Annotated in this window: 18 protein-coding genes; 7 read left to right on the forward strand and 11 right to left on the reverse strand. The window is 62.7% G+C overall.

What is annotated here, in order from left to right:
• Positions 1 to 99 precede the first annotated feature (99 nt).
• The 7 genes from AC3Z8Y_RS15365 to AC3Z8Y_RS15395 all read right to left on the reverse strand — a co-directional run bounded on the left by AC3Z8Y_RS15365 (position 100) and on the right by AC3Z8Y_RS15395 (position 10,012).
• Entirely contained in the window at positions 100 to 2,616 is a 2,517-nt protein-coding gene (locus AC3Z8Y_RS15365) for a M10 family metallopeptidase C-terminal domain-containing protein (RefSeq protein WP_490086552.1), read from the reverse strand.
• Positions 2,617 to 2,670: 54 nt separating this feature from the next.
• On the reverse strand, positions 2,671 to 5,790 hold the full coding sequence (locus AC3Z8Y_RS15370) for a multidrug efflux RND transporter permease subunit (RefSeq protein WP_490086553.1): 3,120 nt from the start codon (positions 5,788 to 5,790) through the stop codon (positions 2,671 to 2,673).
• On the reverse strand, positions 5,790 to 6,905 hold the full coding sequence (locus AC3Z8Y_RS15375) for an efflux RND transporter periplasmic adaptor subunit (RefSeq protein ID WP_490086554.1): 1,116 nt from the start codon (positions 6,903 to 6,905) through the stop codon (positions 5,790 to 5,792). Before AC3Z8Y_RS15375 ends, AC3Z8Y_RS15370 begins: the two co-directional genes overlap by 1 nt.
• A gap of 159 nt (positions 6,906 to 7,064) precedes the next feature.
• Positions 7,065 to 7,961, reverse strand: coding sequence for a pseudouridine synthase (locus tag AC3Z8Y_RS15380; RefSeq protein ID WP_490086555.1), 897 nt, complete (start codon positions 7,959 to 7,961; stop codon positions 7,065 to 7,067).
• Between the two features lie 51 nt (positions 7,962 to 8,012).
• Positions 8,013 to 8,339: a transcriptional regulator gene (locus AC3Z8Y_RS15385; RefSeq protein ID WP_225773144.1), complete on the reverse strand. Its 327-nt coding sequence runs from the start codon at positions 8,337 to 8,339 to the stop codon at positions 8,013 to 8,015.
• Between the two features lie 160 nt (positions 8,340 to 8,499).
• Positions 8,500 to 8,736 carry a glutaredoxin family protein gene (locus tag AC3Z8Y_RS15390; protein ID WP_490086556.1) on the reverse strand — a complete coding sequence of 79 codons (237 nt, stop codon included), beginning with the start codon at positions 8,734 to 8,736 and terminating at the stop codon, positions 8,500 to 8,502.
• A 67-nt stretch (positions 8,737 to 8,803) separates the two neighbouring features.
• A complete protein-coding gene (locus tag AC3Z8Y_RS15395) occupies positions 8,804 to 10,012 on the reverse strand; it encodes an ammonium transporter (protein ID WP_490086557.1) in 1,209 nt (402 codons plus the stop codon).
• A 315-nt stretch (positions 10,013 to 10,327) separates the two neighbouring features.
• Between AC3Z8Y_RS15395 and AC3Z8Y_RS15400 the strand changes: the two genes are divergently transcribed.
• The 5 genes from AC3Z8Y_RS15400 to AC3Z8Y_RS15420 all read left to right on the forward strand — a co-directional run bounded on the left by AC3Z8Y_RS15400 (position 10,328) and on the right by AC3Z8Y_RS15420 (position 13,513).
• Positions 10,328 to 10,642, forward strand: a complete 315-nt coding sequence (locus AC3Z8Y_RS15400; protein ID WP_490086558.1) for an ElaB/YgaM/YqjD family protein — start codon at positions 10,328 to 10,330, stop codon at positions 10,640 to 10,642.
• A gap of 1 nt (position 10,643) precedes the next feature.
• The gene (locus tag AC3Z8Y_RS15405; RefSeq protein ID WP_490086559.1) at positions 10,644 to 11,048 is read left to right on the forward strand and encodes a phage holin family protein; all 405 of its coding nucleotides are present in this window, start codon (positions 10,644 to 10,646) and stop codon (positions 11,046 to 11,048) included.
• Positions 11,045 to 11,380, forward strand: a complete 336-nt coding sequence (locus AC3Z8Y_RS15410; protein ID WP_490086560.1) for a hypothetical protein — start codon at positions 11,045 to 11,047, stop codon at positions 11,378 to 11,380. The genes AC3Z8Y_RS15405 and AC3Z8Y_RS15410 overlap by 4 nt, the downstream gene beginning before the upstream one ends.
• 72 nt (positions 11,381 to 11,452) lie before the next feature.
• Positions 11,453 to 12,784, forward strand: coding sequence for a deoxyguanosinetriphosphate triphosphohydrolase (locus AC3Z8Y_RS15415; protein ID WP_490086561.1), 1,332 nt, complete (start codon positions 11,453 to 11,455; stop codon positions 12,782 to 12,784).
• Positions 12,785 to 12,889: 105 nt separating this feature from the next.
• Positions 12,890 to 13,513, forward strand: a complete 624-nt coding sequence (locus tag AC3Z8Y_RS15420; RefSeq protein WP_490086562.1) for a response regulator — start codon at positions 12,890 to 12,892, stop codon at positions 13,511 to 13,513.
• Positions 13,514 to 13,572: 59 nt separating this feature from the next.
• Here AC3Z8Y_RS15420 and AC3Z8Y_RS15425 read toward each other — a convergent pair whose 3' ends face one another.
• Positions 13,573 to 13,917 carry a YggL family protein gene (locus AC3Z8Y_RS15425; protein WP_181112562.1) on the reverse strand — a complete coding sequence of 115 codons (345 nt, stop codon included), beginning with the start codon at positions 13,915 to 13,917 and terminating at the stop codon, positions 13,573 to 13,575.
• A 210-nt stretch (positions 13,918 to 14,127) separates the two neighbouring features.
• Here AC3Z8Y_RS15425 and dacB point away from each other — a divergent pair, with 210 nt between their 5' ends.
• Positions 14,128 to 15,579 (forward strand): D-alanyl-D-alanine carboxypeptidase/D-alanyl-D-alanine endopeptidase, encoded by a 1,452-nt coding sequence (dacB, locus tag AC3Z8Y_RS15430; RefSeq protein WP_490086563.1) that lies wholly within the window; start codon positions 14,128 to 14,130, stop codon positions 15,577 to 15,579.
• 19 nt (positions 15,580 to 15,598) lie between these two features.
• Here the strand turns inward: dacB and AC3Z8Y_RS15435 are convergent, their stop codons facing one another.
• Both AC3Z8Y_RS15435 and rlmKL read right to left on the reverse strand, forming a co-directional pair.
• On the reverse strand, positions 15,599 to 17,983 hold the full coding sequence (locus tag AC3Z8Y_RS15435) for a diguanylate cyclase (RefSeq protein ID WP_490086564.1): 2,385 nt from the start codon (positions 17,981 to 17,983) through the stop codon (positions 15,599 to 15,601).
• 122 nt (positions 17,984 to 18,105) lie between these two features.
• Positions 18,106 to 20,310 carry a bifunctional 23S rRNA (guanine(2069)-N(7))-methyltransferase RlmK/23S rRNA (guanine(2445)-N(2))-methyltransferase RlmL gene (gene rlmKL, locus AC3Z8Y_RS15440; RefSeq protein WP_490086565.1) on the reverse strand — a complete coding sequence of 735 codons (2,205 nt, stop codon included), beginning with the start codon at positions 20,308 to 20,310 and terminating at the stop codon, positions 18,106 to 18,108.
• 518 nt (positions 20,311 to 20,828) lie between these two features.
• Between rlmKL and rmf the strand changes: the two genes are divergently transcribed.
• Positions 20,829 to 21,044, forward strand: a complete 216-nt coding sequence (gene rmf / locus AC3Z8Y_RS15445) for a ribosome modulation factor (protein WP_490086566.1) — start codon at positions 20,829 to 20,831, stop codon at positions 21,042 to 21,044.
• A gap of 102 nt (positions 21,045 to 21,146) precedes the next feature.
• Here rmf and AC3Z8Y_RS15450 read toward each other — a convergent pair whose 3' ends face one another.
• Positions 21,147 to 22,187 carry a quinone-dependent dihydroorotate dehydrogenase gene (locus AC3Z8Y_RS15450; RefSeq protein WP_490086567.1) on the reverse strand — a complete coding sequence of 347 codons (1,041 nt, stop codon included), beginning with the start codon at positions 22,185 to 22,187 and terminating at the stop codon, positions 21,147 to 21,149.
• Between the last annotated feature and the right edge of the window lie 80 nt (positions 22,188 to 22,267).

The raw sequence follows: 22,267 nt of genomic DNA on the forward strand, positions 1-22,267 counted from the left end.
GCAGCACGGATAAGCGTTCATTTCTCATGAATTGATGCGTATATGCGATCAATGCACCGCAGCCCCGGCGCCAGGGCGCGCAGGGGGTAACCCGTAGGATCAAGCCAAGTCGCTGGCTGCCTGCCCTAGGAGTGTCAGGTCTGCAGTTACGGTGGCAGGGCCCCACTCGATATGGTTGTACGTCAGCGTTGCGGTCTGGTCCCCTACGAAAGTGAGTTGAAATGAGCGCCCCTGATCATCGACCGTGAAGTCCCGCAGGTAGGTACGGTCCAGCGTGGCGTTGTAGCTCACGTTCAACGTGCCGTGGGTACCATCGCCCAGTTCGGTATAACCCAGGCCGCTGAGCACCAGCCGGTCATTGCCTTGGGCGAAATCCGTGATGAGATCACTGTGGCTGCTGTTGGCCGTGCGGTAACTTTCGGAGATCGAAGACACGTAGAAAAAGTCGTCGCCGCTGCCACCGGTAAGTCGGTCGCTCCCTTCTCCGCCGGTGAGGCTGTCGCGGTTGGCACCGCCCGCCAGCCGATCATCGCCAGCGCCGCCGCTCAGCACGTCCGACGCATTGCCGCCGGTCATTGAATCGGCCGCAGCGGTTCCGGTCTGATACAGGCTCTCGACGGGGGAGTCGACGACCACGCGTCCCTGATCGACCCAGGTGAAGTCGATCCCGCCGAGTTGCAGCGCAGCCACCTGGTTGCCATTCACCGCGACTTCGAAATGTTCGCCATCGCTGGCTGCCTGGGCCGAATACAGCCGGGTCAGGTCATTCGCGCTGTCATAGGCCAACCGCAGCGTGGTGCCAGTGCCGTCACCCAGCGCAGTGAAGCCCAAGGCAGAAACATCGAGGCGGTCGCCGCTATTGCTGTCGAAGTCGATGATCTGGTCGCGGCCAGCGGTGCCGCCCTGAGCGCTGACCTGGCTCTCGGACAGGCTCGAGAATACGAACGTATCTGCCCCTGCCCCACCGCTCAGCCGGTCGCCGCTGGCGCCACCGTCCAGGCGGTCAGCGCTACCGCGGCCATAAAGGCTATCCTTGCCGGCGCCGCCCAGCAGGGTTTCCTCGCCTTGGGTAGTGCCATACAAGGTGTCGCTGCCATTGGTGCCAGTGATGCTGGTCTGGAAATTGTCATCGGTGAGTAGCCCGCGGTAATCGCCCACCAGGCCAATTTCAAAACGGTGCCCCTCGCCATCGGAGTCGTAGCTCTTGAGATAGGTCACGCCTTTGTCCGCACTGTACACCAGCGCCAGGGTGCCATCGTGGCCATCCCCGAGGCCGGTGAAGCCCAGGCTGGTCAGGTCAATCTTGTCGGTGGTTGCATTGAAACCGCGTAGCTGGTCGGCGTACGTTGTGGTTGCGCTGCGGTAGCTGTCTGCAAGGCCTTGGTAACGGAAGGTCACGCTGCCTTCATGGGTACCGGTCCCCCACAGCACATCCCTGCCCTCGCCGCCGATCAGCGTAATGTCGCCCACGCCTGCGTTGATCCGGTCATCTCCCGCGCCCCCGTCTATTACGCGATCCACCGGTAACGTGGTGCTGTAGTAGCCGATGGTGTCCGCTTGTGCAGTGCCATGGCTGAACAACGTAGAGGTATTGGTGAGCAGCATACTGTCGGCACCTTCGACGACTAGCGCGCCAATGCCCGGTGCCACGTAGTTGCCCGCCACCTGCGTGGCATCGCTCTGGCCGGTTTCGACCAGGCTGGCAGGGGTTGCGTTACCGTCGCTCGCCAGCCAGTTCAGGAAGGCGTTTTCGCTCACCTGTGTGGAAGTGCTGCTCTCCAGCGCCACGGCAGTAGCAGTGCCGCTGAGCAGAAACTGATTGTGGGCCAGTACCGTTCCTTCGGCGCCGTCTGCCTGAATCAGCGTGCCCTGGCGGCCCGTGAGGGTGATGTATTGCAGGCTGGCGCTCTCGGTACCGTTCAAGTGCACGCCGTCCAGGCCGTTACTGCTGATGCTGCCTCCCACTAGGCTGGCGCCTGCGCCCTGCAGCAGCACGCCATTACCCGCATTCTGCGTGCTGGTAAGGTCCGCCACCGCCAATGGGCCGGTCAGGTTCAGGCCATTGCCATCGTTGTGGCGCACAATGGTATCGCTCAGTTGGCTATCCACCAGCCCTGACGCGACGATGCCGTCGCTGCCGTTGTTCTGCACATAGGCTCGGGTAACCGTGACCTGGCTGCCCTCCCCGCGAAGGTCCAGGCCATAGCCGGATAATTCCTGCGCCACAACCCGGTCCAGCACCACGCCGCTGCTGTCGCCGTTTACCCACCCGCTCACCTCGCCGCTGGTGTTGCTGCGGTTGCCGTCAAGGGTCAGAAAGCGTGCGCCCGCGTTGTCTCCGGTACTGCTCAGGAGGGCGCTGGTATCCTGCGCCCCCGCCGCAAGCTTGAGCACCACCTCGGTACCATAGCCGGCCGGGCCCTCGATGATCACATTGGCGGGCAGCGTCAGGGCAGGCCCGCCGTTGTCGCCACTGATGATGTAGGTGCCGGCGGTCAGCCGGACCGTTCCGCCGCCCGCCGCGGCCGCTGCATCAATTGCCGCTTGCAGGGCTTGAGTGTCATCGCTGCGCCCGTTGCCGAGCGCGCCGTAATCGCTAGCCTGGAACACTGCCATTGCTTGTACTCTCGGTGAGATCAAAGCTGGAAGTGTAGCGGCTGGCTCCAGGTGTCAATCCAGGCCGGCTACCGGCTCGGCCTTGTGTCGTCGCCTGTCCACAACGCTCATTACCAGCACGAAAAACACGGGTACGAACACGACGGCAAACGTAGCGGTGAGCATTCCCCCGATCACCCCCGTACCAATGGCCTGCTGGCTGGCCGAGCTGGCCCCGGTGGCGAATACCAGCGGCACTACCCCGAGGATGAATGCCAGCGACGTCATCACAATCGGCCGCAAGCGTAGCCGCGCAGCCTGGACGGCGGCTTCCACGCGGCCCATGCCCTGTTCATGCAGGCTTTTGGCGAACTCGACGATAAGAATGGCGTTCTTGGCAGACAACCCGATAAGGGTAATCAGGCCCACCTTGAAGAACACGTCGTTGGGCATGCCCCGCAGGGTGACGGCAAGCACTGCCCCCACCACACCCACTGGCACTACCAGCAACACAGCGACGGGGATAGCCCAGCTTTCGTAGAGGGCGGCCAGGCACAGGAACACCACCAGCATGGACAGCCCCAGCAGCAGTGGTGCCTGGCCCGAGGAAAGGCGCTCCTGCAACGACAGGCCAGTCCACTCGAGGGTGAAGCCCTTGGGTAGGCCAGCCGCAAGCCGTTCCATTTCCTCCATGGCCTGGCCAGTGCTGTAGCCCGCAGACGGCTCGCCAGACAGGCTGACCGCAGGGTAGCCGTTGTAGCGATTGAGCTGAGCCGGGGCCCGCTCCCATACTGCCTTGGCGAAGGCGGATACCGGCACCATCCGCCCTTGGCCGTTCCTTACTTCCAGCCGAAGCAGATCCTCGACCTGTTGGCGATGCTCGCCTTCGCTCTGCACGATCACCTGTTGCATCCGCCCCGCATTGGGGAAGTCGTTGACATAGGCGGAGCCCACGGCAATGGACAGCACGCTGGCGATATCAGTGAAGGAAACACCCATGGCATTGGCTTGCTGGCGGTCCACCTCGATGTTGACCTGTGGCGCTTCCGCCAGCGAGGCTTCCCGCACGTTCTGAAGCCGCGCACTTTGCATGGCCTTGCCGAGCAGTTCATTGCGTGCCTGGCGCAGCGCGTCGTACCCCTGCCCCGAGCGATCCTGAAGCCTTACTTCGAACCCGCCCGACGTGCCCAGCCCCTCCACCGGAGGCGGCAACAGGCTGAAGGCCATTGCGTCCCTCAAGTTGGAAAAGGCGGCACTGGCCCGGTCCGCAATGGCCTGGGCCGAATCCCCGGCGGCGCGTTCGGACCAGTCCTTGAGCGTAGTGAATGCCAGGGCCGCGTTTTGCCCGCTGCCGGAGAAGCTGAACCCGAGGATCATCACCGTGTTGTCCACGCCCGGTTCCTGCGCATTGTGGGTTTCGATCGTGCGTGCCACCTCGATGGTCCGGGCCTGACTGGCGCCGGGCGGCAGCTGGATGTCGGTGATGGTATAGCCTTGGTCCTCGGTGGGCAGGAAGGAGGCCGGCAAGCGGACGAAGAGCACGGCCATCAGTACGCACAGCAAGGCGAACACCAGCATGTACCGCCCTACGCGGTTCACCGCGCTGCGCACCCAACCCTCATACCGCTGGTTGATGCGATCGAAGCGGCGATTGAAGCCGCCAAAGAACCCTCGTTTTTCGTGGTGCGCGCCCGCGGGCAACGGCTTGATGACCGTGGCGCATAGCGCTGGCGTAAGGCTGAGCGCCAGGAACGCTGAAAACAGGATGGCCACTGCCATCGAGAGCGAAAACTGTTGGTAGATCACCCCCACCGAGCCAGGCATGAAGGCCATGGGAACAAACACGGCCGTCAGCACTAGGGTAATACCGATGATCGCACCGCTGATTTCCGTCATCGCCTTGCGGGTGGCGTCTTTTGGGGTTAACCCTTCCTGCACCATCAGCCGCTCTACGTTTTCCACCACCACGATCGCATCGTCCACCAGGATACCGATGGCCAGCACCATGCCGAACAGGGTGAGCACGTTGATGGAGAACCCGAGCAGCAGCATGGCTGCACATGTGCCCAGCAACGCCACAGGCACGACCAGTGCCGGGATCAGTGTGTAGCGGATGTTCTGGAGGAAAACGAACATCACCACGAATACCAGCACCATTGCTTCGAGCAAGGTATGGATCACTTTGGTGATGGAAATCTTCACGAAGGGCGCTGTGTCGTAGGGGATGTCGTATTTCACCCCCGCCGGGAAATACCGCGACAGCTCGTCGAGCCTGTCCCGCACATGCGTCGCGGTGCTCATGGCGTTCCCCGCAGGCGCCAGCTGTACGCCCAGCGCTACGGATGCATTGCCGTTCAGGCGGGTCGCAAAGTTATAGTTCTGCGCGCCCACCTCTACCCGAGCCACGTCGCCGAGGGCCACGGCCGAACCGTTGGGGTTGGCCTTGAGCACGATTGCCGAGAAGTCCTCAGGTGTACTCAGCTGCCCCATGACCTTCACCGTGGCGGTAACCTCTTGGCCAGCGGGCGAAGGTAGGTCACCTACAGCGCCAGCGGATACCTGGATGTTCTGAGCGGCGATGGCCTGGCTGACGTCGCCGGGGGTGAGGTTGTAAGCGATGAGCTTCTGAGGGTCCACCCAAATGCGCATGGCGCGCTCCGAGCCGAACAACTGCACCTTGCCTACCCCATCCAGGCGCCGTAGTTCGTTCACCACGTTACGGGCCAGGTAATCACTGAGCGCGATCTCGTCCAGCCGCCCATCCGTGGAAGTCAGCGTGGCAAACAGCAGAAACCCGGCGGAGGTTTCCTCGATCTGCAAGCCTTGTTGAGTGACCGCGCGAGGCAACCGCGGCTCTACTACCTTGAGGCGGTTCTGCACATCGACCTTGGCGAGTTCCGGGTTGGTACCGGGCTGGAAGGTCACGGTAATGGTCGCGGTGTTCTGGCTGCTGCTGGAACTGAAGTACAAGAGGTGGTCAACGCCGTTGAGCTCCTGTTCGATCAGGCTCACCACGCTTTCATCGATGGTTTGGGCAGAGGCACCGGGATAGGTAGCCGTAAGTTCGATCTGTGGCGGTGCAACACTTGGGTACTGGGCCACCGGCAGGTTGGGAAGCGCGAGCAACCCGGCAAGTGCAATAAACAGCGCAATCACCCAGGCGAACACCGGCCGCCCGATAAAAAACTGCGCCATCAGCGTCGCTCCCCGGGCGCGATTGCCAAAGTGGCTTCCTGTGCCTGAACCACCATCCCTGCCTGGGCGTGCTGCAGCCCTTCGACGACTACCCGGTCGCCGGCGCCCAACCCGGCCTGCACTATCCAACGGTTTTGCTGCACAGCACCCAACTCCACCGGCCTCTCCCGCACTTTGTTCTCAATGTCGACGATCAGCACGAATGCCTTGCCGGCCGCATCGCGTTGAACGGCCCGCTGTGCAACGGTAATACCTTGGCTGCTTCGTGCCTGGTCCAGGCGCACACGGATAAAGCTCCCCGGGAGCAATTCCTTGAGCGGGTTGGGGAACTGGCTGCGAAGGGTTATCTGCCCTGTGCCCTGGTCTACCGTGAGGTCAGAAAACAGCAAGTGGCCCTTGAGCGGATACTCCGAGCCGTCCTCCTGAAGCAGCGTTGCGCTGATTCGTCCCTGCTCCAACGCTTGCACCTGACCGTTCTGCAGAGAACGCCGCAGCTCAGTGACCTGACGGGTCGTCTGATTCACGTCCGCGTAGATCGGCTCCAGTTGCTGGATGGTCGCCAACGCAGTGCTATCACCCTGGCCCACCAGGGCGCCCTCAGTCACCAATGCCTTGCTGGTACGCCCTGAAATCGGCGCTGTTACAGTGGCATAGCCAAGGTTCAGGCGAGCCCGTTCGAGGGCTGCCCGATTGGCGGCAACATCCGCCTCGGCCTGCAGGTAGCTCGCCTGGGCGTTCTCAGCCTCCTGCCGGCTCACGGCATCGAACTTAGCCAGCGCTGCGTAGCGTTCGGCCTGCAGCCTGGCCTGGTAACGGTTGGCCTCGGCCTTCTGCAGGCCCGCCGCAGCGCTGTCCACATCCGCCTTGAGCGGGGCGGGATCGATCAGGAACAGCACGTCGCCCTGCTTCACGTCGCTACCTTCGCGATACACCCGTTTGAGCACGATGCCGGCGACACGTGCCCGAACCTCGGCCGTGCGCGGCGATACCAGCCGTCCATTGAGTTCAGTGGTGAGCGTGAGCGGTTGCGGCCTCACGGTTTCGACTGCGATTTGCGGAGGTGGCGCCGGTTCGGCTGATGCCGACGGCTTCTCGCAACCTGCGAGCATTGCCATGCATATGCTCATCAACAAGCAGGTCAGGGCGCAACGGGTAGACAACGGCATCACGGCACTCCGGAACAAGTGCCGCCATGCTAAAGCCAAGCGGGCGTTTTAAGACAAAGAAGTGTGTAAAAGCTGTAAGTAATTATTAAGCCAGCGCGCCCGAAGGGCTTATACCGTGCTCAGGCTCAGCGCGCTCTCGAACGCCCGGCGCGCTCCGCTCAACGGATCGTCAAAAGCAAGCGACCGTGCCAACAACTGCAGTGGGCGGGTGTAATCGTCCGGCTCCCCTGCAGGGGCCACCGATGGATAGAAGGGGTCGTTGCAGATGGGCGCGCCCAGCCCGGCCATGTGCACCCGCAACTGATGGGTACGCCCGGTAATGGGAAACAGCCGGTAATGCCACAGCTCACGGCTTGCGTCGATGACCTCAAGGCGTGTTTCGCTGTTGGGCGCCCCGTCGGCTTCACGCATCCGGAAAAAAGGTTCGCCGCGCACGATCCGGCTATGGCGGGTGTGAGGGAACGCGATACCGGGTAGCGCTGGAGCAATGGCTTCGTATGCTTTATCTATGCGGCGCGTGGGAAACAGCTGCTGATAAGGCCCCCGGCTGTCCGGGTTGGTGGAAAACATCACCAGGCCAGCGGTGTGCCGGTCAATACGGTGCAGCGGCACCAGATGAGGATTGCCTGTTTCGCGGATAAGCCGACGCAGGAGGGTTTCTTCCACAAACTCCCCCGCGGGCGTTACCGGCAAGAAGTGGGGTTTGTCCGCGATCAGCAGGTGATCGTCCAGGTGAAGGATCCGCTCCTGTACCGGAATGGGGCGCTCCTGCGATACCTCACGGTAGTAATGCACTCGCAGCCCTTGCCGGTACGGGTGTTCCGGCGTAAGTGGCGAGCCGCGTTCGTCCAGCACCCGAGCGCGCGCGAAACGGCTTTCCCACTGAGCGCGGCTGATAGCCGGGAAGCGGGCGACAAGGCAGTCCAGCACGGTCACCCAGGCCCCCGGTGGCAGCACTACGGTACTGGCCTGGGACGCGGAGGGAATGAAGGATGGCGCGGGCATGGGGGTTTCCTGGTTGGCGGGGGCGGGATTATCCCTTGCCCGGCCACAGGGTTAAAGCACCACGCTCTGCTTCTGGCCCGCGGCCAATGCCCTGGCATGGCGCTCCAGCCAGCGCAGCACGTCTACCGCTTCCCAGCGGGCGGGGTCGAACAGCGCATAGGCTTGCCCCTGGAACCCCATCACATCCAGCCGCTGGTGGTAGCCGGCGCGCTGAAACAATGCCTCGATCTCGGCAAAACAGGTGTTGAAGTGAAGCTTGCCAAAGGGCGTTTTGCTCTCCATGACCAGGCCATCGAGGCGTAGATCGAGCACCGCTTCGAACACCGTTTCCGGTGACATGTGATTCACGCTGCTCTTGAGTTGTTGAATGTTGATCACGTCCCTTTCCTTAGTGTGCGGCGCCAGGCCGTGCCACTGTATTTTTATACAGCATATTGGCACGCAAGCCTAAAGGCAACGAACGCTCGTCCGCCGGTTGGCGCGAATCCTTTCGGGGGCGCATTGTGCAACGGCTTCGAACGAATTGGCACAAGCAGTGTTATTTCAGGAAGTGAACAACCTGATCCGGGCTGAAGGGCCAGTCCAGCACCGCGCCGGTATCTACCCGCCTGAGCAGCGGTGCACGCGCCTCATAGCTGGACGGTACGCCGCCGGCATCTGCAAGGTCGATCAGTTCCACCCACAGCCCATGCTCCACCAAGGGCAACAAAGCCGCTTCGGCAAGCGCGCAGCGCGGGCAATTGCGGATAACGAAAAGTTGGCATTCTGGGCACATGGCGAGGCGGACCCTTGGGCGCGGAGCTTGAAGTCTAGCCCCGGCCCGCCAACCCAGCCACGGCGGTTCAGTCCAGATTTACCGCGCCAATGCGATGCAGGGAAAGGTCCGCCCCTTCGAACTCTTGCTCAGGGGTGAGGCGGATGCCCACGGTGTATTTCAACAGGCCATACACCGCAGCCCCACCCGCCAGCGCCAGGCTTACCCCCAGTGCGCTGCCGACCAGCTGGCTGGCCATGGATACGCCGCCAAGCCCGCCCAGCCATGGTTGTGCGAACAGGCCACAGGCCAGGCCGCCCCATACGCCGCATACGCCGTGCAGCGGCCACACACCAAGTACGTCGTCGATTTTCCACTTGCCTTGCGCGGCGATGAAACAACTGACAAACAGCGCACCCGCTACCGCACCCGTGACCAGCGCGCCGATCGGGTGCATCAGGTCGGAACCGGCACACACGGCCACCAGGCCGGCAAGCGGGCCGTTGTGGAGGAAACCCGGGTCGTTGCGGCCGACCAGCAAGGCGGCGATCGTGCCGCCCACCATGGCCATCAGCGAGTTGACGGCTACCAGCCCGCTGGCCCCTTGCACCGTTTGCGCGCTCATCACGTTGAAACCGAACCAGCCGACGATGAGAATCCACGACCCAAGGGCCAGAAACGGGATATTGGATGGCGCCATGGCCACCAGCCTGCCGTCACGATAGCGGCCACGCCGCGCGCCCAGCAGAGTGACCGCGGCCAAGGCGATCCAGCCGCCCATGGCATGAACCACCACCGAGCCTGCAAAGTCGTGGAACGGGGCGCCGAAGCGCGCCAGCAGCCAGGCCTGCAAGCCCAGGTTGCCATTCCATACCAAGCCTTCGAAAAACGGATAAAGGAACGCTACGATCAATAGCGTGGCGCACAGTTGCGGCACGAAACGGGCGCGCTCGGCAATGCCCCCGGAAATGATCGCGGGAATGGCGGCGGCGAAGGTCAGCAGAAAGAAAAATTTCACCAGCGCGTAGCCATGATCGGCCGCCAGCACCGACGCCGGGGCAAAGAAATTCACCCCATACGCCACCCAATAACCGATGAAGAAATACGCGAGGGCCGAAATGGCGAAGTCGCTGAGGATTTTCGACAGGGCGTTCACCTGGTTCTTCTGGCGAACCGTGCCCACCTCCAGAAAGGCGAAGCCGGCATGCATGGCCAGGACCATCACTGCCCCACACAGCAGGAATAGGGTGTTTGAACCGTGTACGAGCATGTCCACGGCGCTTTGCAGATTTTCCATAAGTACGGCAGGCTCGAAAAAGATGCGGTTTCTCGACAGGTTCCGTCAAACCGTGCACTGCTCTGGTTCTACCGCGCCGCGCTTGCACCAACGCTGCGCACGTTAACCTTGCAAGTGCAGGCCATATACCGGACCTGTCTGTAATTCATTCGCTTACAACGCTTGCGGCGGCGCTTGCGCCAGGCGGGTGTTGCACACGTACGGCGCAGAAGTCACTTCCGCGCACCAGCGGGCAGCAAAAAATGTACCATCGACCCGCTGAACCTTGATGACGAAACGGGACTCGAACTTCAAAGCCCACGTAAGGAGGACGCCATGACTCGCGATACCTTGAACACCGCACAAGACGTGCTGAGTACTGATTTCCAGATCCTGATCCGCGATACCGAAAAGCTGCTGGAGCACACGGCCAGCTTGGCTGGGGAACAAGCCGAGGAGCTGCGCGAGCAGATCAAGGAAAGCCTCGCCAAGGCGCGGGTTTCGCTCAAGCAGACCGAAGCGCAGCTTCGCGAGCAAGGGGCAGCGGCACTGGTGGCCGCCGAGGACTATGTCCAGGCCAATCCACTGCCCGCCATCGGCATCGCCGCCGGGGTCGGCTTTCTGGTAGGCCTGCTGGCTACAAGGCGCTGATATGAACCGGGACAGCGAATCCACTTCCCTGCCGCCACCGGTGGGCGAAACGTCCGGTTCCCACAGCCGCCGGCTCGGTGGCGCGTTGCTGGGCTGGCTGCACAGCCACGTTGAACTGCTGGGTATCGAACTGCAGGAGCAAAAGGCACGCACCTTGAGCCTGCTGCTGTTCGCCGGGCTGTCACTGGTGTTTGCGTTGCTTGCCCTGGTCGCGCTCTCCGGGCTGATCCTTATCCTGTTGTGGGATAACTATCGCATCCCCGGAATGATCGGCTTGTGCGTGTTCTACCTGCTCGCCGGGCTGTTCTGCGCGCTGCGCCTCAAGGCCGCGATTTTTGATGAATCGTCACCCTTCCATGCCACCCTCGAAGAGCTGGCCAATGATCGGGAGCGCCTGTTGCCATGAACCGACACAGTGTTCCGAACGGCGCCACCCGCCGGGAAATGCGCAAGGCGCTGATCCGCCTGCGCATGGAAATGCACCGTCAGGAGATCCGTCAGGAATCGCGCCAGTTGGTCAATCCACTGTCGCGGTTCCGCAACATGGGCCAGGGGCTCAACAAAAACCTTGGCATCCGCCACGCGCCCCTGTGGGGCGTGGGCCTGGTAAGCCTGCTGGGCTTCCTGTCCGGCAAGGGTGCGCGCAAGGGCGGCATCGGCGCGGCGGCCCGGCTGGCCAAGCTTGCAGTCAGCATGGTACCGCTGATCAAGCTGTTGCAAGGGGCCAGCAAACGTTGAGCGCGGTATCTGTGGTTGCCACCACTGCGCAATGGCGGGAAGCTACAGGCTGACCAACGACGGAGAAGCGCCTTGGATTGGCAAACACTGCTTACCCGCGAGCGGCTCGGCAAACCCGTGCATAGCGTGGAGGAGCTGGGCCGCAGCCCGTTTCACAAGGACCATGACCGGATCATCTTTTCCGGTGCCTTCCGCCGCCTGGGTCGCAAGACCCAGGTGCACCCTGTTTCCAGCAACGACCATATTCACACCCGGCTCACCCACTCCCTGGAAGTCAGCTGCGTAGGCCGCTCGCTCGGCATGCGGGTAGGTGAAACCCTGCGTGACGAGTTACCGGACTGGTGCGACGCCGCAGACCTGGGCATGGTTGTGCAGTCGGCGTGCCTGGCCCATGACATTGGCAACCCGCCGTTCGGCCACTCTGGCGAAGACGCGATTCGCTATTGGTTCCAGCAGGCGGCCGGGCGCGGCTGGCTCGACAGCATGAGCGACGGCGAACGGCTGGACTTCCTGAATTTCGAAGGCAACGCCCAAGGCCTGCGCGTGCTCACTCAGCTGGAGTATCACCAGTTCGAAGGCGGTATGCGGCTGACCTATGCCACCCTGGGCACCTATCTCAAATACCCCTGGGCCGCGCGGCATGCCGACTCGCTGGGCTACAAGAAGCACAAGTTCGGCTGCTACCAGAGCGAGCTGCCGATCCTTGAGCAGATCGCCGGGCGCCTGGGCCTGCCGCTGCTTGAACCCCAGCGCTGGGCACGGCACCCGCTGGTGTACCTGATGGAGGCCGCGGACGACATCTGTTATGCCTTGATCGACCTCGAAGACGGGCTGGAGATGGGCCTGCTCGACTACGCCGAAGTGGAAGCGCTCCTGCTTGGCCTGGTGGGTGACGACCTGCCGGAAACCTATCGCCAGCTCGGCCCCCGTGATTCGCAGCGGCGCAAGCTGGCAATACTGCGCGGCAAGGCCATCGAGCACCTCACGAATGCCGCTGCCCGGGCGTTTGTCGAACAGCAGCCCGCGCTGCTCGCCGGCACCTTGAGCGGCGACCTGGTGGAACACATGGACGGCCCTGCCAAGGGCTGTGTGTTGGGGGCCAAGGACATTGCGCGGGAAAAAATCTTCCAGGACAAACGCAAGACGCTGCACGAAATCGGCGCCTATACCACCCTTGAGGTGCTGTTGAATGCTTTTTGCGGAGCGGCCCTCGAGCAGCACGGCGGGCGCCGGCTGTCATTCAAGAATCGACGGATTCTGGACCTGATGGGCAGTAACGCACCGGAACCCTCCTGGCCGTTGCATGCTGCGTTCCTGCGCATGATCGACTTCATCGCCGGCATGACAGACAGCTATGCCAGCGAAATGGCCAGTGAGATGACGGGGCGGGCGATACCCGTCTGAGCTGCGCGCCCGGCCTTGGGAAAATTCCGATAAAGCCGGGCAGGCCCACTGGCTGCGCCCCAACTGAGCTAAGGTCGCGCACCTGATTGCAACAAGGACGCGGTAATGGGCTCGGTACTTATCATCGAAGATCACCCGGTCATTCGGCTGGCGGTGCGGATGATGCTGGAAAACGAAGGCTATACGGTTGTAGGCGAGGCGGACAACGGCGTAGATGGCATGCGCATGGTCCGCGAATACCAACCGGACCTCACCATCCTGGATATCAGCCTGCCCAGGCTCGACGGGCTGGAGGTGCTTGGCCGTTTTCAGGCCATGGGCATGCCCTCCCGAGTGCTGGTACTCACCGCGCAATCGGCGCAACTGTTCGCCATACGCTGCATGCAGCTGGGCGCCGCCGGTTATGTGTGCAAGGTGGAAGAGCTCACCGAATTGCTCAGCGCCGTGCGAGCAGTGTTCGCAGGCTATAACTATTTTCCCAGCCAGGCGCTGGACTGCATTGACGACCCTCGACGCAACGCGGAACTACAGATGTTCCAGCACGTGAACGATCGAGAACTGATGGTGCTGCAATTGTTCGCGCAGGGACGGACCAACCGGGAAATCGCCGATGGCATGTTCCTCAGTAACAAAACAGTAAGTACGTACAAGAAACGCTTGATGAACAAACTGAAGGCGGGATCATTGGTGGAGTTGCTGGACATCGCCAAGCGTAATGCAGTGGTGTGAGCCGTGCTTCCCACAGGCCTGCATGCTCCCAAGCCATTGCGGCTCGGGAGCAGGCAAAATCAGGCTGCGGGGTTGACCGGCTTTTCCGGGTACCACACGTCCAGCAGCGGGCTGACTTCAACGTTGGTCAGTTCGCTGCGGCCCTTGAGCCAGGCTTCCACGGCCGCGCGCTGTTCTTCGCTGACCGAACCGCGCTTGGCCAGGCATACCAGGCCGAAGTCATCGCCGCCAACATAGTCGACACCATTGGCCTTCATCGCGTCCTTCAGGAACGCTTCGAGGAAGGCGTCGATCTCGGCTTCGCTCAGGCTTTCCTTGAACTCCAGGTTCAGTTCGAAGCCCAGTTCCTGGAATTCGTCCACGCACAGTTTTTTGCGCAGGCGGCGGGAGCGGTTTGTAGCCATCGGGTAAATCCTCATGAGTTTCAAGCGCGGCACTTTACCATTTCAGCGTGACAATTACTGTCCACCGTCACTCCATCGGTAGATTTTTCCCACAGGCGGTTCCGGGCGGCGCTCAGCTGGCTAGCGCTTCAGGCATAATGCGCATCGTTGGCGGGAGCCTTCACCTTTTCATGCTCCTTACTTTTCGCCGCCTTGCAGAGCTCTATCTTCATGATCAAAACCTTGCGCCCGTTGTTCGTCGCCGGCTTGCTACTGTCAATTGCCGCACCGCTCCAGGCCGCCCCGGCCAGCCTTACGCCCAAAGTGGAACAAGCCCTCAAGGCGAGCAAACTGACCGACAACGCCCTCTCCCTTGCACTGGTCCCGCTCAGCGGCCCGGGCTCTACCACGCTGTTCAATGCCGACGTTTCGGTCAATCCCGCATCCACCATGAAGCTGGTCACCACCTTCGCCGCGCTGGAACTGCTGGGCCCTACGTTCCAGTGGAAAACCGAGTTCTATACCGACGGTACGCTTAGTAACGGTGTGCTCCACGGCAACCTTTATGTGAAAGGCGGCGGTGACCCGAAGCTGAACATGGAAAAACTGTGGTTGCTGATGCGTGACCTACGGGCCAATGGCGTGCAGCAAGTCACCGGTGACCTGGTGCTGGACCGCAGCTTCTTCAAGCAGCCGCAGCTGCCCGTATTCAACGACGACGGCAACGACGAAAACGCACCTTTCCTGGTGCGCCCTGATGCGCTGATGATCAACCTGAAGGCGTTGCGATTCGTTGCGCGCAATGATTCGGGAAAGGTCAGCGTGGCGGTGGAGCCGCCTATCGGCACAATTCATCTGGATAACCAGGTGAAGCCGATTGCGGGCAGCAAGTGTACGGGCGAAGTCCGCTACAACCCGGTGCCGCAGCCTGATGGCATCAGCGTGGTGGTCAGCGGCCAGCTCGCACAGGGCTGTAGCTCCCAGACCTACCTCTCGCTGCTGGATCACTTTGCGTATTCCGCCGGGGCGATTCGCGCGATCTGGTCCGAACTGGGCGGCAGCATCAGCGGTGCCGACCGTGACGGCGCGGTACCGAACAACGCGCGGTTGCTGGCCCGGGCGTTCTCCCCCGACCTGGCCGAGGTCATCCGCGACATCAACAAGTACAGCAACAACACCATGGCTCAGCAGCTGTTCTTGACCATTGGCGCGCAATTCCGCACCGATGCGGACCTCGATGATGCCAAGGCCGCGCAGCGTATGGTTCGCCAATGGCTGGCCAAGAAGGGCATTACCTCGCCGCACCTGGTGATGGAGAACGGCAGCGGCTTGTCCCGTGACGAGCGCGTAAGCGCCCGGGAGATGGCGACCTTGCTGCAAGCGGCCTGGCGAAGCCCCTATTCGGCGGAGTTCATGAGCTCGATGCCGCTGGTGGGCATGGACGGCACCATGCGCAAGCGCCTCAAGCGCACCTCGATGGCCGGGGAAGGGCACATCAAGACCGGTACCCTCAATACCGTGCGGGCGATTGCCGGCTTCAGCCGGGACGTGAACGGCAACACCTGGGCGGTGGTGGCCATCCTCAACGATCCCAAGCCATGGGGCGCGAGGTCGGTACTCGACCAGGTGCTGCTGGACCTTTACAACCAGCCCCGCACTGCCAGCACCGCTGCCCTCCCCTGACCGTAGCGCTGCAACGGCATCAGCCCTCCACTACCTGGTCTCGCCCACGTTGCTTGGCCAGGTACACCGCGGCATCGGCGCGAGCCATCAGTGCCTCGCCAGTTTCGTTTGGCTGCCAGCCTGCCACACCGAAGCTGGCGGTCACATGGCCTACGTCTTCCAGGGCGTTGTTGCGCAGGGCCTGCCACAGCTCGGTAGCCAGCAACCGGGCCTGGGTGGCATCACTGCCAGGGCACAGCACCACGAACTCTTCCCCGCCCAGGCGACAGAACACATCGTGCCGCCGCAGCCGCTGCCCGAACGCCTTGCAGATAGCCTGTAGCACCCGATCCCCGGCAAGGTGGCCGAAGCGGTCATTGATGCGCTTGAAATGGTCGATGTCGAACATCACCACCGCAAGGCTCGAATGGGCGCGACGGGCCCGCTCCAGCTCGGCCCCCAGCCGCTGCTGGAAGTACCGCCGATTGTAGATCCCGGTCAACGAGTCGGTTACCGACAGCGTGCGCAATTCATGCTCTACGCGCTTGAGGTCGCTGATGTCCGACAGGTAGCCGTGCCACAGGATACTGCCGTCGGGCAAGGGCTCGGGGGTGGCTTCGCCCCGCACCCAACGCTCTCCCCGCTCCGGCAGGCACACGCGGTACTCTGCTTGCCAGCGGGTCAACTGTTGCGCGGAGGCCTCGATGGAGGCCCGAACGCCCGCCAGGTCGTCGGGGTGAATCCGCTCGAATACGTAGGAGCCGTCTCGAGCCAGGGTCTGGAGGTCGATCTCGTAGATCTCCCACAATCCACGGCTGGCGTAATCGAACGAAGACGAGCCATCGGGCCGCAGGCGGAACTGGTAGATACCACCCGGGACTTCCGCGCTCAGCCGTTCCAGCTGGCGATCTCGCGCGGCCAACGCATCCAGGGTGCGCAGGCTTTCGGTGATATCGATGCACACTGCCAGGTAGCCGATGGGCTCGGCGGCTTCATCGCGCACCGCGGTTACCAGCATGTTCACAGTGAGCCGCGAACCGTCCCGGCGCACGAGGGTCCAGTGGTGTGCCTCGGGCGCATGCTGTGCTTCGCCATCTCCCAGCATGGCCTGCACAGTGGATACCGGCCGGCCCAGGCGTTCTTCAAGCTGGGCTGCCCGCGCTTTCAATTCGGCATGCACATGCAGGTCGCCCAGCCGCAGCCGCCCGATCACCTGCGCCTGGCTGTACCCCAGCATGCGTTCGGCACCGGCGTTGAAGGTGGTGATCATGCCAACAAGGTCGGTGGCGATGATCGCCACTTCGGTAGCGGCATCCAGCACATTACGCAGTTGGCCATGGGTGTGGCGTAAACGCTGCTCACTCAGGCTCAGTTCGGCGGTGCGCTGGCGCACCAACTGGAGGGCGCGCTGGCGCTGGGTCACCAGGCTGTAGAGCAACCCACAAAGCAACAATGTGAGCAGTGTGCCCAGGACCGCAATCACCACACCTACCAGCGAACGATTTCCGGCCACAAATAGCCGGCTGGGCTTGAGCTCGATCCGGTAGCTGCGGTCAGCCAGATGCAGCAGTCGGCTGATAGCCACGGATTCATCACCCGCCACGCCAGGCGAGGTGTACAGCACCTCATGCTGGTCGGGGCTGGAAAGGTCCAGGATACGCACAAAAAGATTGTCTTCCCCAGGCGCCGGCAGCCCATCGCCCAAGAGTTCATGCAGGCTGATGATAGCGCTCACATACCCGCGCAAGCGGCTGTCCCCTTCCGCCATGGAGGGCAGCGGCAGGTGGTACACCGGTGCGACAATGAGCACCCCCCGGTTATAGGGCGGGTCAATGGCAACCAGGTCCAGTGGCGGGGACACCGCAAGGCCGCGGGCAGCCATCGCTTTTTCTAGGGTAGCCCTGCGCACAGCATCGGAGGCCAGGTCCAGCCCGTAAGGCGTAGCCCCGGCGCCGACGAAGGTGCTGTAGGCAATGGGAAAGTAGACGGCGGCCGGCGGCGATATCACCATCTGACCATTGCCGCCCAGGGCAAGGATAGGGAAGCCCGCCCGGGCTTCGAAATCGCTGCGCTGCACGTCGCTTACCCGCGGCATCCAGGAAAAGGCCCGGGTACGTGCCAGCAGCGGTGTAGCGAACCCTTCAAAAGCCGCTTCCGTAGGCTGGTCAGACCAGGTGATGAACCGGCGCAGGCTGTCCAGGCGCTGCGCCTGGTCCAACAAACGTTCTTCGATCCGTGCGGTACGTTCGCTAGCCAGCAGCTCAAAGCGCTGGCGGACCTGCTGGCGCGCGAACAGGTCTGCGGTAATGGCCAGCGCGGCTGTCATTCCAAGGCCGAACGCCAGCCCCAGGAGCGTCACGCGCCAGGCAGACGCCCTTTCGTCGATAAAGCCGAGGATCTTAGGCCGGTGGGTGCGGGGGAACATAACCATTTACTCTGAAAGCCGGTGGGCCTGATCGAAAGGCCCGAGAGACTTATAGCCACTGGCCACTAGTTTGCCTAGTAGCCAGTGCACGCCGCCGCCGCTATCAGATAGAAGGTGGGCGGTTACCGCGCCTGAATTCGCCATGCGCGGTGGATGCGCTCATTGCGAGCGAAGTCGGGGTCGATGGTATCCCGGCTGATTTCCTCCACGCTGTAACGCGCTGCCACGCTCTCATCCAGGGCAAAGCGGCGGAAGTTGTTGGAGAAGTACAGCACGCCGCCCTTGGCCAGCCGCGCCATCGCCAGGTCCAGCAGCCGCACATGATCACGCTGCACGTCGAACACCCCTTCCATGCGTTTGGAATTGGAGAACGTCGGCGGATCAATGAAGATCAGCTCGTACTCCTCGCGGCTTTCCTCGAGCCAGGCCATCACATCGCTCTGTACCAGCTGATGCCGCTCGGACAAACCGTTCAGCGCCAGGTTTCGGCGCGCCCAGTCCAGGTACGTGCGGGACAGGTCCACACTGGTGGTAGCCCGTGCGCCACCTTTTGCCGCATGCACCGTAGCGGCGCCGGTGTAGCAGAACAAATTCAGGAACCGCTTGCCGGTGACTTCCCGTTGAATGCGCAAGCGCATCGGCCGGTGGTCGAGGAATAGCCCCGTATCAAGGTAGTCCGTGAGGTTCACCAGCAGCCGGACGCCGGCCTCGTTGACCTCCATGAACGTGCCCTGCGTGGCCTGCCGTTCATATTGGCGGGTACCACTCTGCCGTTCGCGGCGCTTGAGCACCACTTTCTGCGGGTCGACACCCAGCGCGACAGGAATCGCCGCCAAGGCATCGAACAGGCGGGTCTGCGCCTTTTGAGGGTCGATGGACTTGGGCGCGGCATATTCCTGCACATGCACCCAGCCTTGGTAAAGGTCGATGGCGAACGCGTACTCCGGCATGTCCGCGTCATACACCCGGTAGCATTCCACCTGCTCGCGGCGCGCCCACTTGCCCAGCTGCTTGAGGTTTTTCTGCAGGCGGTTGGCGAACATCTGCGCGCCTTCGCTGAGGCGCGCCGGGGCAGCCACTGGCGCAGCAGCAGGCGCTGGCGCCGTATCGGCGTCGCTGGCCGGGCCTGTAGCGGCACGGCGCTCACCGGTCACGAATTGCTGGGGGAGTACGTCGAGCAACAACAGCTTGCACGGCAGCGCGCCGTTCCAGAAGGCATATTGCTTGTGGCTGCGAATACCCATGCGCTTGCCCAAGTCCGGCGCGGCGGTAAAGATTGCCGCCTGCCAGTTGAGGCACGCCTGCCGCAAGCGCTCGCCCAGGTGCTGGTACAGGTACACCAGGCTGGCCTCGTCGCCCAGGCGCTCGCCATAGGGAGGGTTGCACACCACAAGGCCTTTCTGATTCTGGTCTGGCCGGGGCTCGAACGTCGCCAGTTCACCTTGGTAGATCTTTACCCACTCGCTCAGCCCGGCGCGCTCGATGTTGTTTCGGGCCGGCTGAATCAGCCGCGGGTCGGCTTCGTAACCACGTATCCACGCCGGCTTGCGTGCCAGGCCTTCACGGGCGCGGTCACTTGCTTCGTCATGCACCTTGCGCCATACGGCAGGCACATGGCCCAGCCAGCCGCTGAAGCCCCAGCGTTCACGGCGCAGGTTGGGCGCCAGATCAGCGGCCATCATCGCGGCTTCCACCAGGAACGTGCCCACACCGCACATAGGGTCCGCCAGCGCTCCGCCTTCCGCGGCAATGCGCGGCCATCCCGCACGTACCAGAATGGCGGCTGCCAGGTTTTCCTTCAGTGGCGCCGCACCTTGCTGCAGGCGGTAGCCTCGCTGGTGCAGGCTATGCCCGGAAAGGTCCAGCGACAGAATGGCTTCACCACGATCAAGGCGCAGGTGAATACGCAGGTCCGGGTTGAGTTTGTCGATACCCGGCCGCTGGCCGTCCGGCCCGCGCAGGCTGTCAACGATCGCATCCTTGACCTTGAGCGCACCGAAGTGGGTGTTGTCGATACCCGAACCATGCCCGCTGAACTCGACGGCGAGCGTGCCTGCAGGGTCCAGGTGCTCGGCCCATTCTACCTCGCGCACGCCGTGGTACAGGTCCTCGGCGTTGCTCATGGAAAACCGCTTGAGCACCAGCAGTACCCTATTCGCCAGACGGGACCAGAGGCACAGCCGGTAGGCGGTTTCCATGGTGGCCTCGCCGCGTACGGCCGCGGTATGTTCCCGCACTTCGGTCAGCCCCAATTCGGCGGCTTCCGTGGCCAGCAGGCCTTCCAGGCCTTTGGGGCAGGTAAGGTACAACTCAAAAACATCGGACATTCGATAACGCCTGTGCATTAGGCCGGGGAACGCATCCCTCGGCTGGTTGATCGAGCGCTGTTTCAGCCAGCGCCGCCTTGGCACACCCCGTGCCTCCCACCTCGAACGCCCCTTGCGTAAAAAAGGATTAGACGTTCAGGCAGTTCGAAAACTCCTTTCGGCACACCCACAGGCGACCTCTCGTCGCCAGCATGGCACCAGATGAAACATTTATTTCCAAGCCCGACCAACAACGATGTGCACGCTGAATCGGTTTAAATCAGGGGCTTGCGTCCTGAATCATCAGTGGCACCCGGCCCGTGCTTATGGCTGGATGCGCTAAACATGAACATCTTATTACAAATCGTTCATTCCCTCGGCCGCCAAGGTTGTTTAGAACTGACCCCAGGCCATGCTGCAACGGTGTGGCCTTCCATGGCCTGCCACGCCGGCAGCAGGCCCTTATCACCGGCAGTCGATTACTGCCCGGCCCAGCAGTGGCCGACGGGACATAAGTCAACAAACGAGGGCTACACCCTATGAGAAGACTCAAGCGTGATCCGTTGGAACGAGCATTTCTTCGCGGCTATCATCACGGCATCAGTGGCAAATCCCGGGAACTGTGTCCCTTCACCCTACCATCGGTTCGCCAGTCATGGATCAACGGCTGGCGAGAAGGGCGCGGCGACAACTGGGATGGCATGACCGGTACGGCCGGCCTACATAGGCTCAACGAACTTCACGCGGTCGGCTGACACCCGACAGGCTTTCTCCTCCATGCCGCCTGATCGGGCGGCGGCACGGGCTACCCTGGTAGCCCGGCCATCCAACGGGGGCGCCCTGGCGGCCCCCCCGCTTCAGACCGCCGGGCGCATCATGCCGGGCAATGCGGCAATGGCATCTACCGACTCGCGAATCAGTGCCGGGCCGCGGTAAATGAAGCCCGAGTATACCTGCACCAGGCTCGCGCCCGCTTCCATCTTCTCTGCGGCGTGCGCCCCTTCGGTAATGCCACCTGCGGCGATGATCGGGATAGCCCCCTTGAGCTCCCCCGCCAGCACTCGAACGGTGTGGGTACTCTTTTCCCGCACCGGAGCGCCCGACAGCCCACCCGCTTCCTCGCCATGGGGCAAGCCCTGTACCCCTTCGCGCGACAGCGTGGTATTGGTCGCGATCACGGCATCCATGCCGGTCGCCAACAGCGCGGCGGCCACCTGGGCGGTTTCTTCGTCGGTCATGTCCGGGGCAATCTTGATGGCCAGCGGAACACGGCGGCCGCTGGCCAGGGCAAGGGCCTCGCGGCGTGTGGCCAGTGCTTCGAGCAGTGCCTTGAGCGAATCTCCGAACTGCAGGCTGCGCAGCCCCGGGGTGTTCGGCGAGCTGACGTTCACCGTCACATAGCTGGCGTGCTCGTGCACCTTGTCCAGGCACAGGAGGTAATCGTCCTGGGCACGCTCCACGGGCGTGTCGAAGTTCTTCCCGATGTTGATCCCCAGCACGCCTTCGTAACGGGCGGCTTTCACCCGCGCGATCAGGTTGTCCACGCCAAGGTTGTTGAACCCCATGCGGTTGATGATGGCGGTGGCTTCAGGCAGGCGAAACAACCTTGGTTTCGGGTTGCCTGGCTGTGGGCGCGGGGTGACGGTACCGATTTCAACGAAGCCGAAGCCCAGCTGCGCGAAGCCGTCGATGGCCGCGCCGTTCTTGTCCAGGCCCGCCGCGAGGCCGACCGGGTTGGGGAAGTGCAACCCCATTACCGTGGTAGGCAGCCGCGCAGGCGGCTTGGCCAGCAACCGGTTGAGCCCCAGCCGCCCGCCGGCGCCGATGAGGTCCAGGGAAAGGTCGTGGGAGGTTTCCGCGGACAGTTTGAACAGGATCTGGCGGGCCAGGTCGTACATGGTCGGCTTGCTCGGCATGGGTCGAAAAACAGCCGGCAGTATATAGGCCTTGGCCGGTTTTGTCGGCACTGGCATAGCGA

The organism is Pseudomonas sp. 3MAES_34.3B (genome assembly GCF_058145875.1).

Bases quoted from the DNA above. Each gene is read 5' to 3' on its own strand.
- AC3Z8Y_RS15365 (WP_490086552.1), bottom strand. From the start codon at position 2,616: ATGGCAGTGTTCCAGGCTAGCGATTACGGCGCGCTCGGCAACGGGCGC.
- AC3Z8Y_RS15370 (WP_490086553.1), bottom strand. From the start codon at position 5,790: ATGGCGCAGTTTTTTATCGGGCGGCCGGTGTTCGCCTGGGTGATTGCG.
- AC3Z8Y_RS15375 (WP_490086554.1), bottom strand. From the start codon at position 6,905: ATGGCAATGCTCGCAGGTTGCGAGAAGCCGTCGGCATCAGCCGAACCG.
- AC3Z8Y_RS15380 (WP_490086555.1), bottom strand. From the start codon at position 7,961: ATGCCCGCGCCATCCTTCATTCCCTCCGCGTCCCAGGCCAGTACCGTA.
- AC3Z8Y_RS15390 (WP_490086556.1), bottom strand. From the start codon at position 8,736: ATGTGCCCAGAATGCCAACTTTTCGTTATCCGCAATTGCCCGCGCTGC.
- AC3Z8Y_RS15395 (WP_490086557.1), bottom strand. From the start codon at position 10,012: ATGGAAAATCTGCAAAGCGCCGTGGACATGCTCGTACACGGTTCAAAC.
- AC3Z8Y_RS15400 (WP_490086558.1), top strand. From the start codon at position 10,328: ATGACTCGCGATACCTTGAACACCGCACAAGACGTGCTGAGTACTGAT.
- AC3Z8Y_RS15405 (WP_490086559.1), top strand. From the start codon at position 10,644: ATGAACCGGGACAGCGAATCCACTTCCCTGCCGCCACCGGTGGGCGAA.
- AC3Z8Y_RS15410 (WP_490086560.1), top strand. From the start codon at position 11,045: ATGAACCGACACAGTGTTCCGAACGGCGCCACCCGCCGGGAAATGCGC.
- AC3Z8Y_RS15420 (WP_490086562.1), top strand. From the start codon at position 12,890: ATGGGCTCGGTACTTATCATCGAAGATCACCCGGTCATTCGGCTGGCG.
- AC3Z8Y_RS15425 (WP_181112562.1), bottom strand. From the start codon at position 13,917: ATGGCTACAAACCGCTCCCGCCGCCTGCGCAAAAAACTGTGCGTGGAC.
- dacB (WP_490086563.1), top strand. From the start codon at position 14,128: ATGATCAAAACCTTGCGCCCGTTGTTCGTCGCCGGCTTGCTACTGTCA.
- AC3Z8Y_RS15435 (WP_490086564.1), bottom strand. From the start codon at position 17,983: ATGTTCCCCCGCACCCACCGGCCTAAGATCCTCGGCTTTATCGACGAA.
- rlmKL (WP_490086565.1), bottom strand. From the start codon at position 20,310: ATGTCCGATGTTTTTGAGTTGTACCTTACCTGCCCCAAAGGCCTGGAA.
- rmf (WP_490086566.1), top strand. From the start codon at position 20,829: ATGAGAAGACTCAAGCGTGATCCGTTGGAACGAGCATTTCTTCGCGGC.
- AC3Z8Y_RS15450 (WP_490086567.1), bottom strand. From the start codon at position 22,187: ATGTACGACCTGGCCCGCCAGATCCTGTTCAAACTGTCCGCGGAAACC.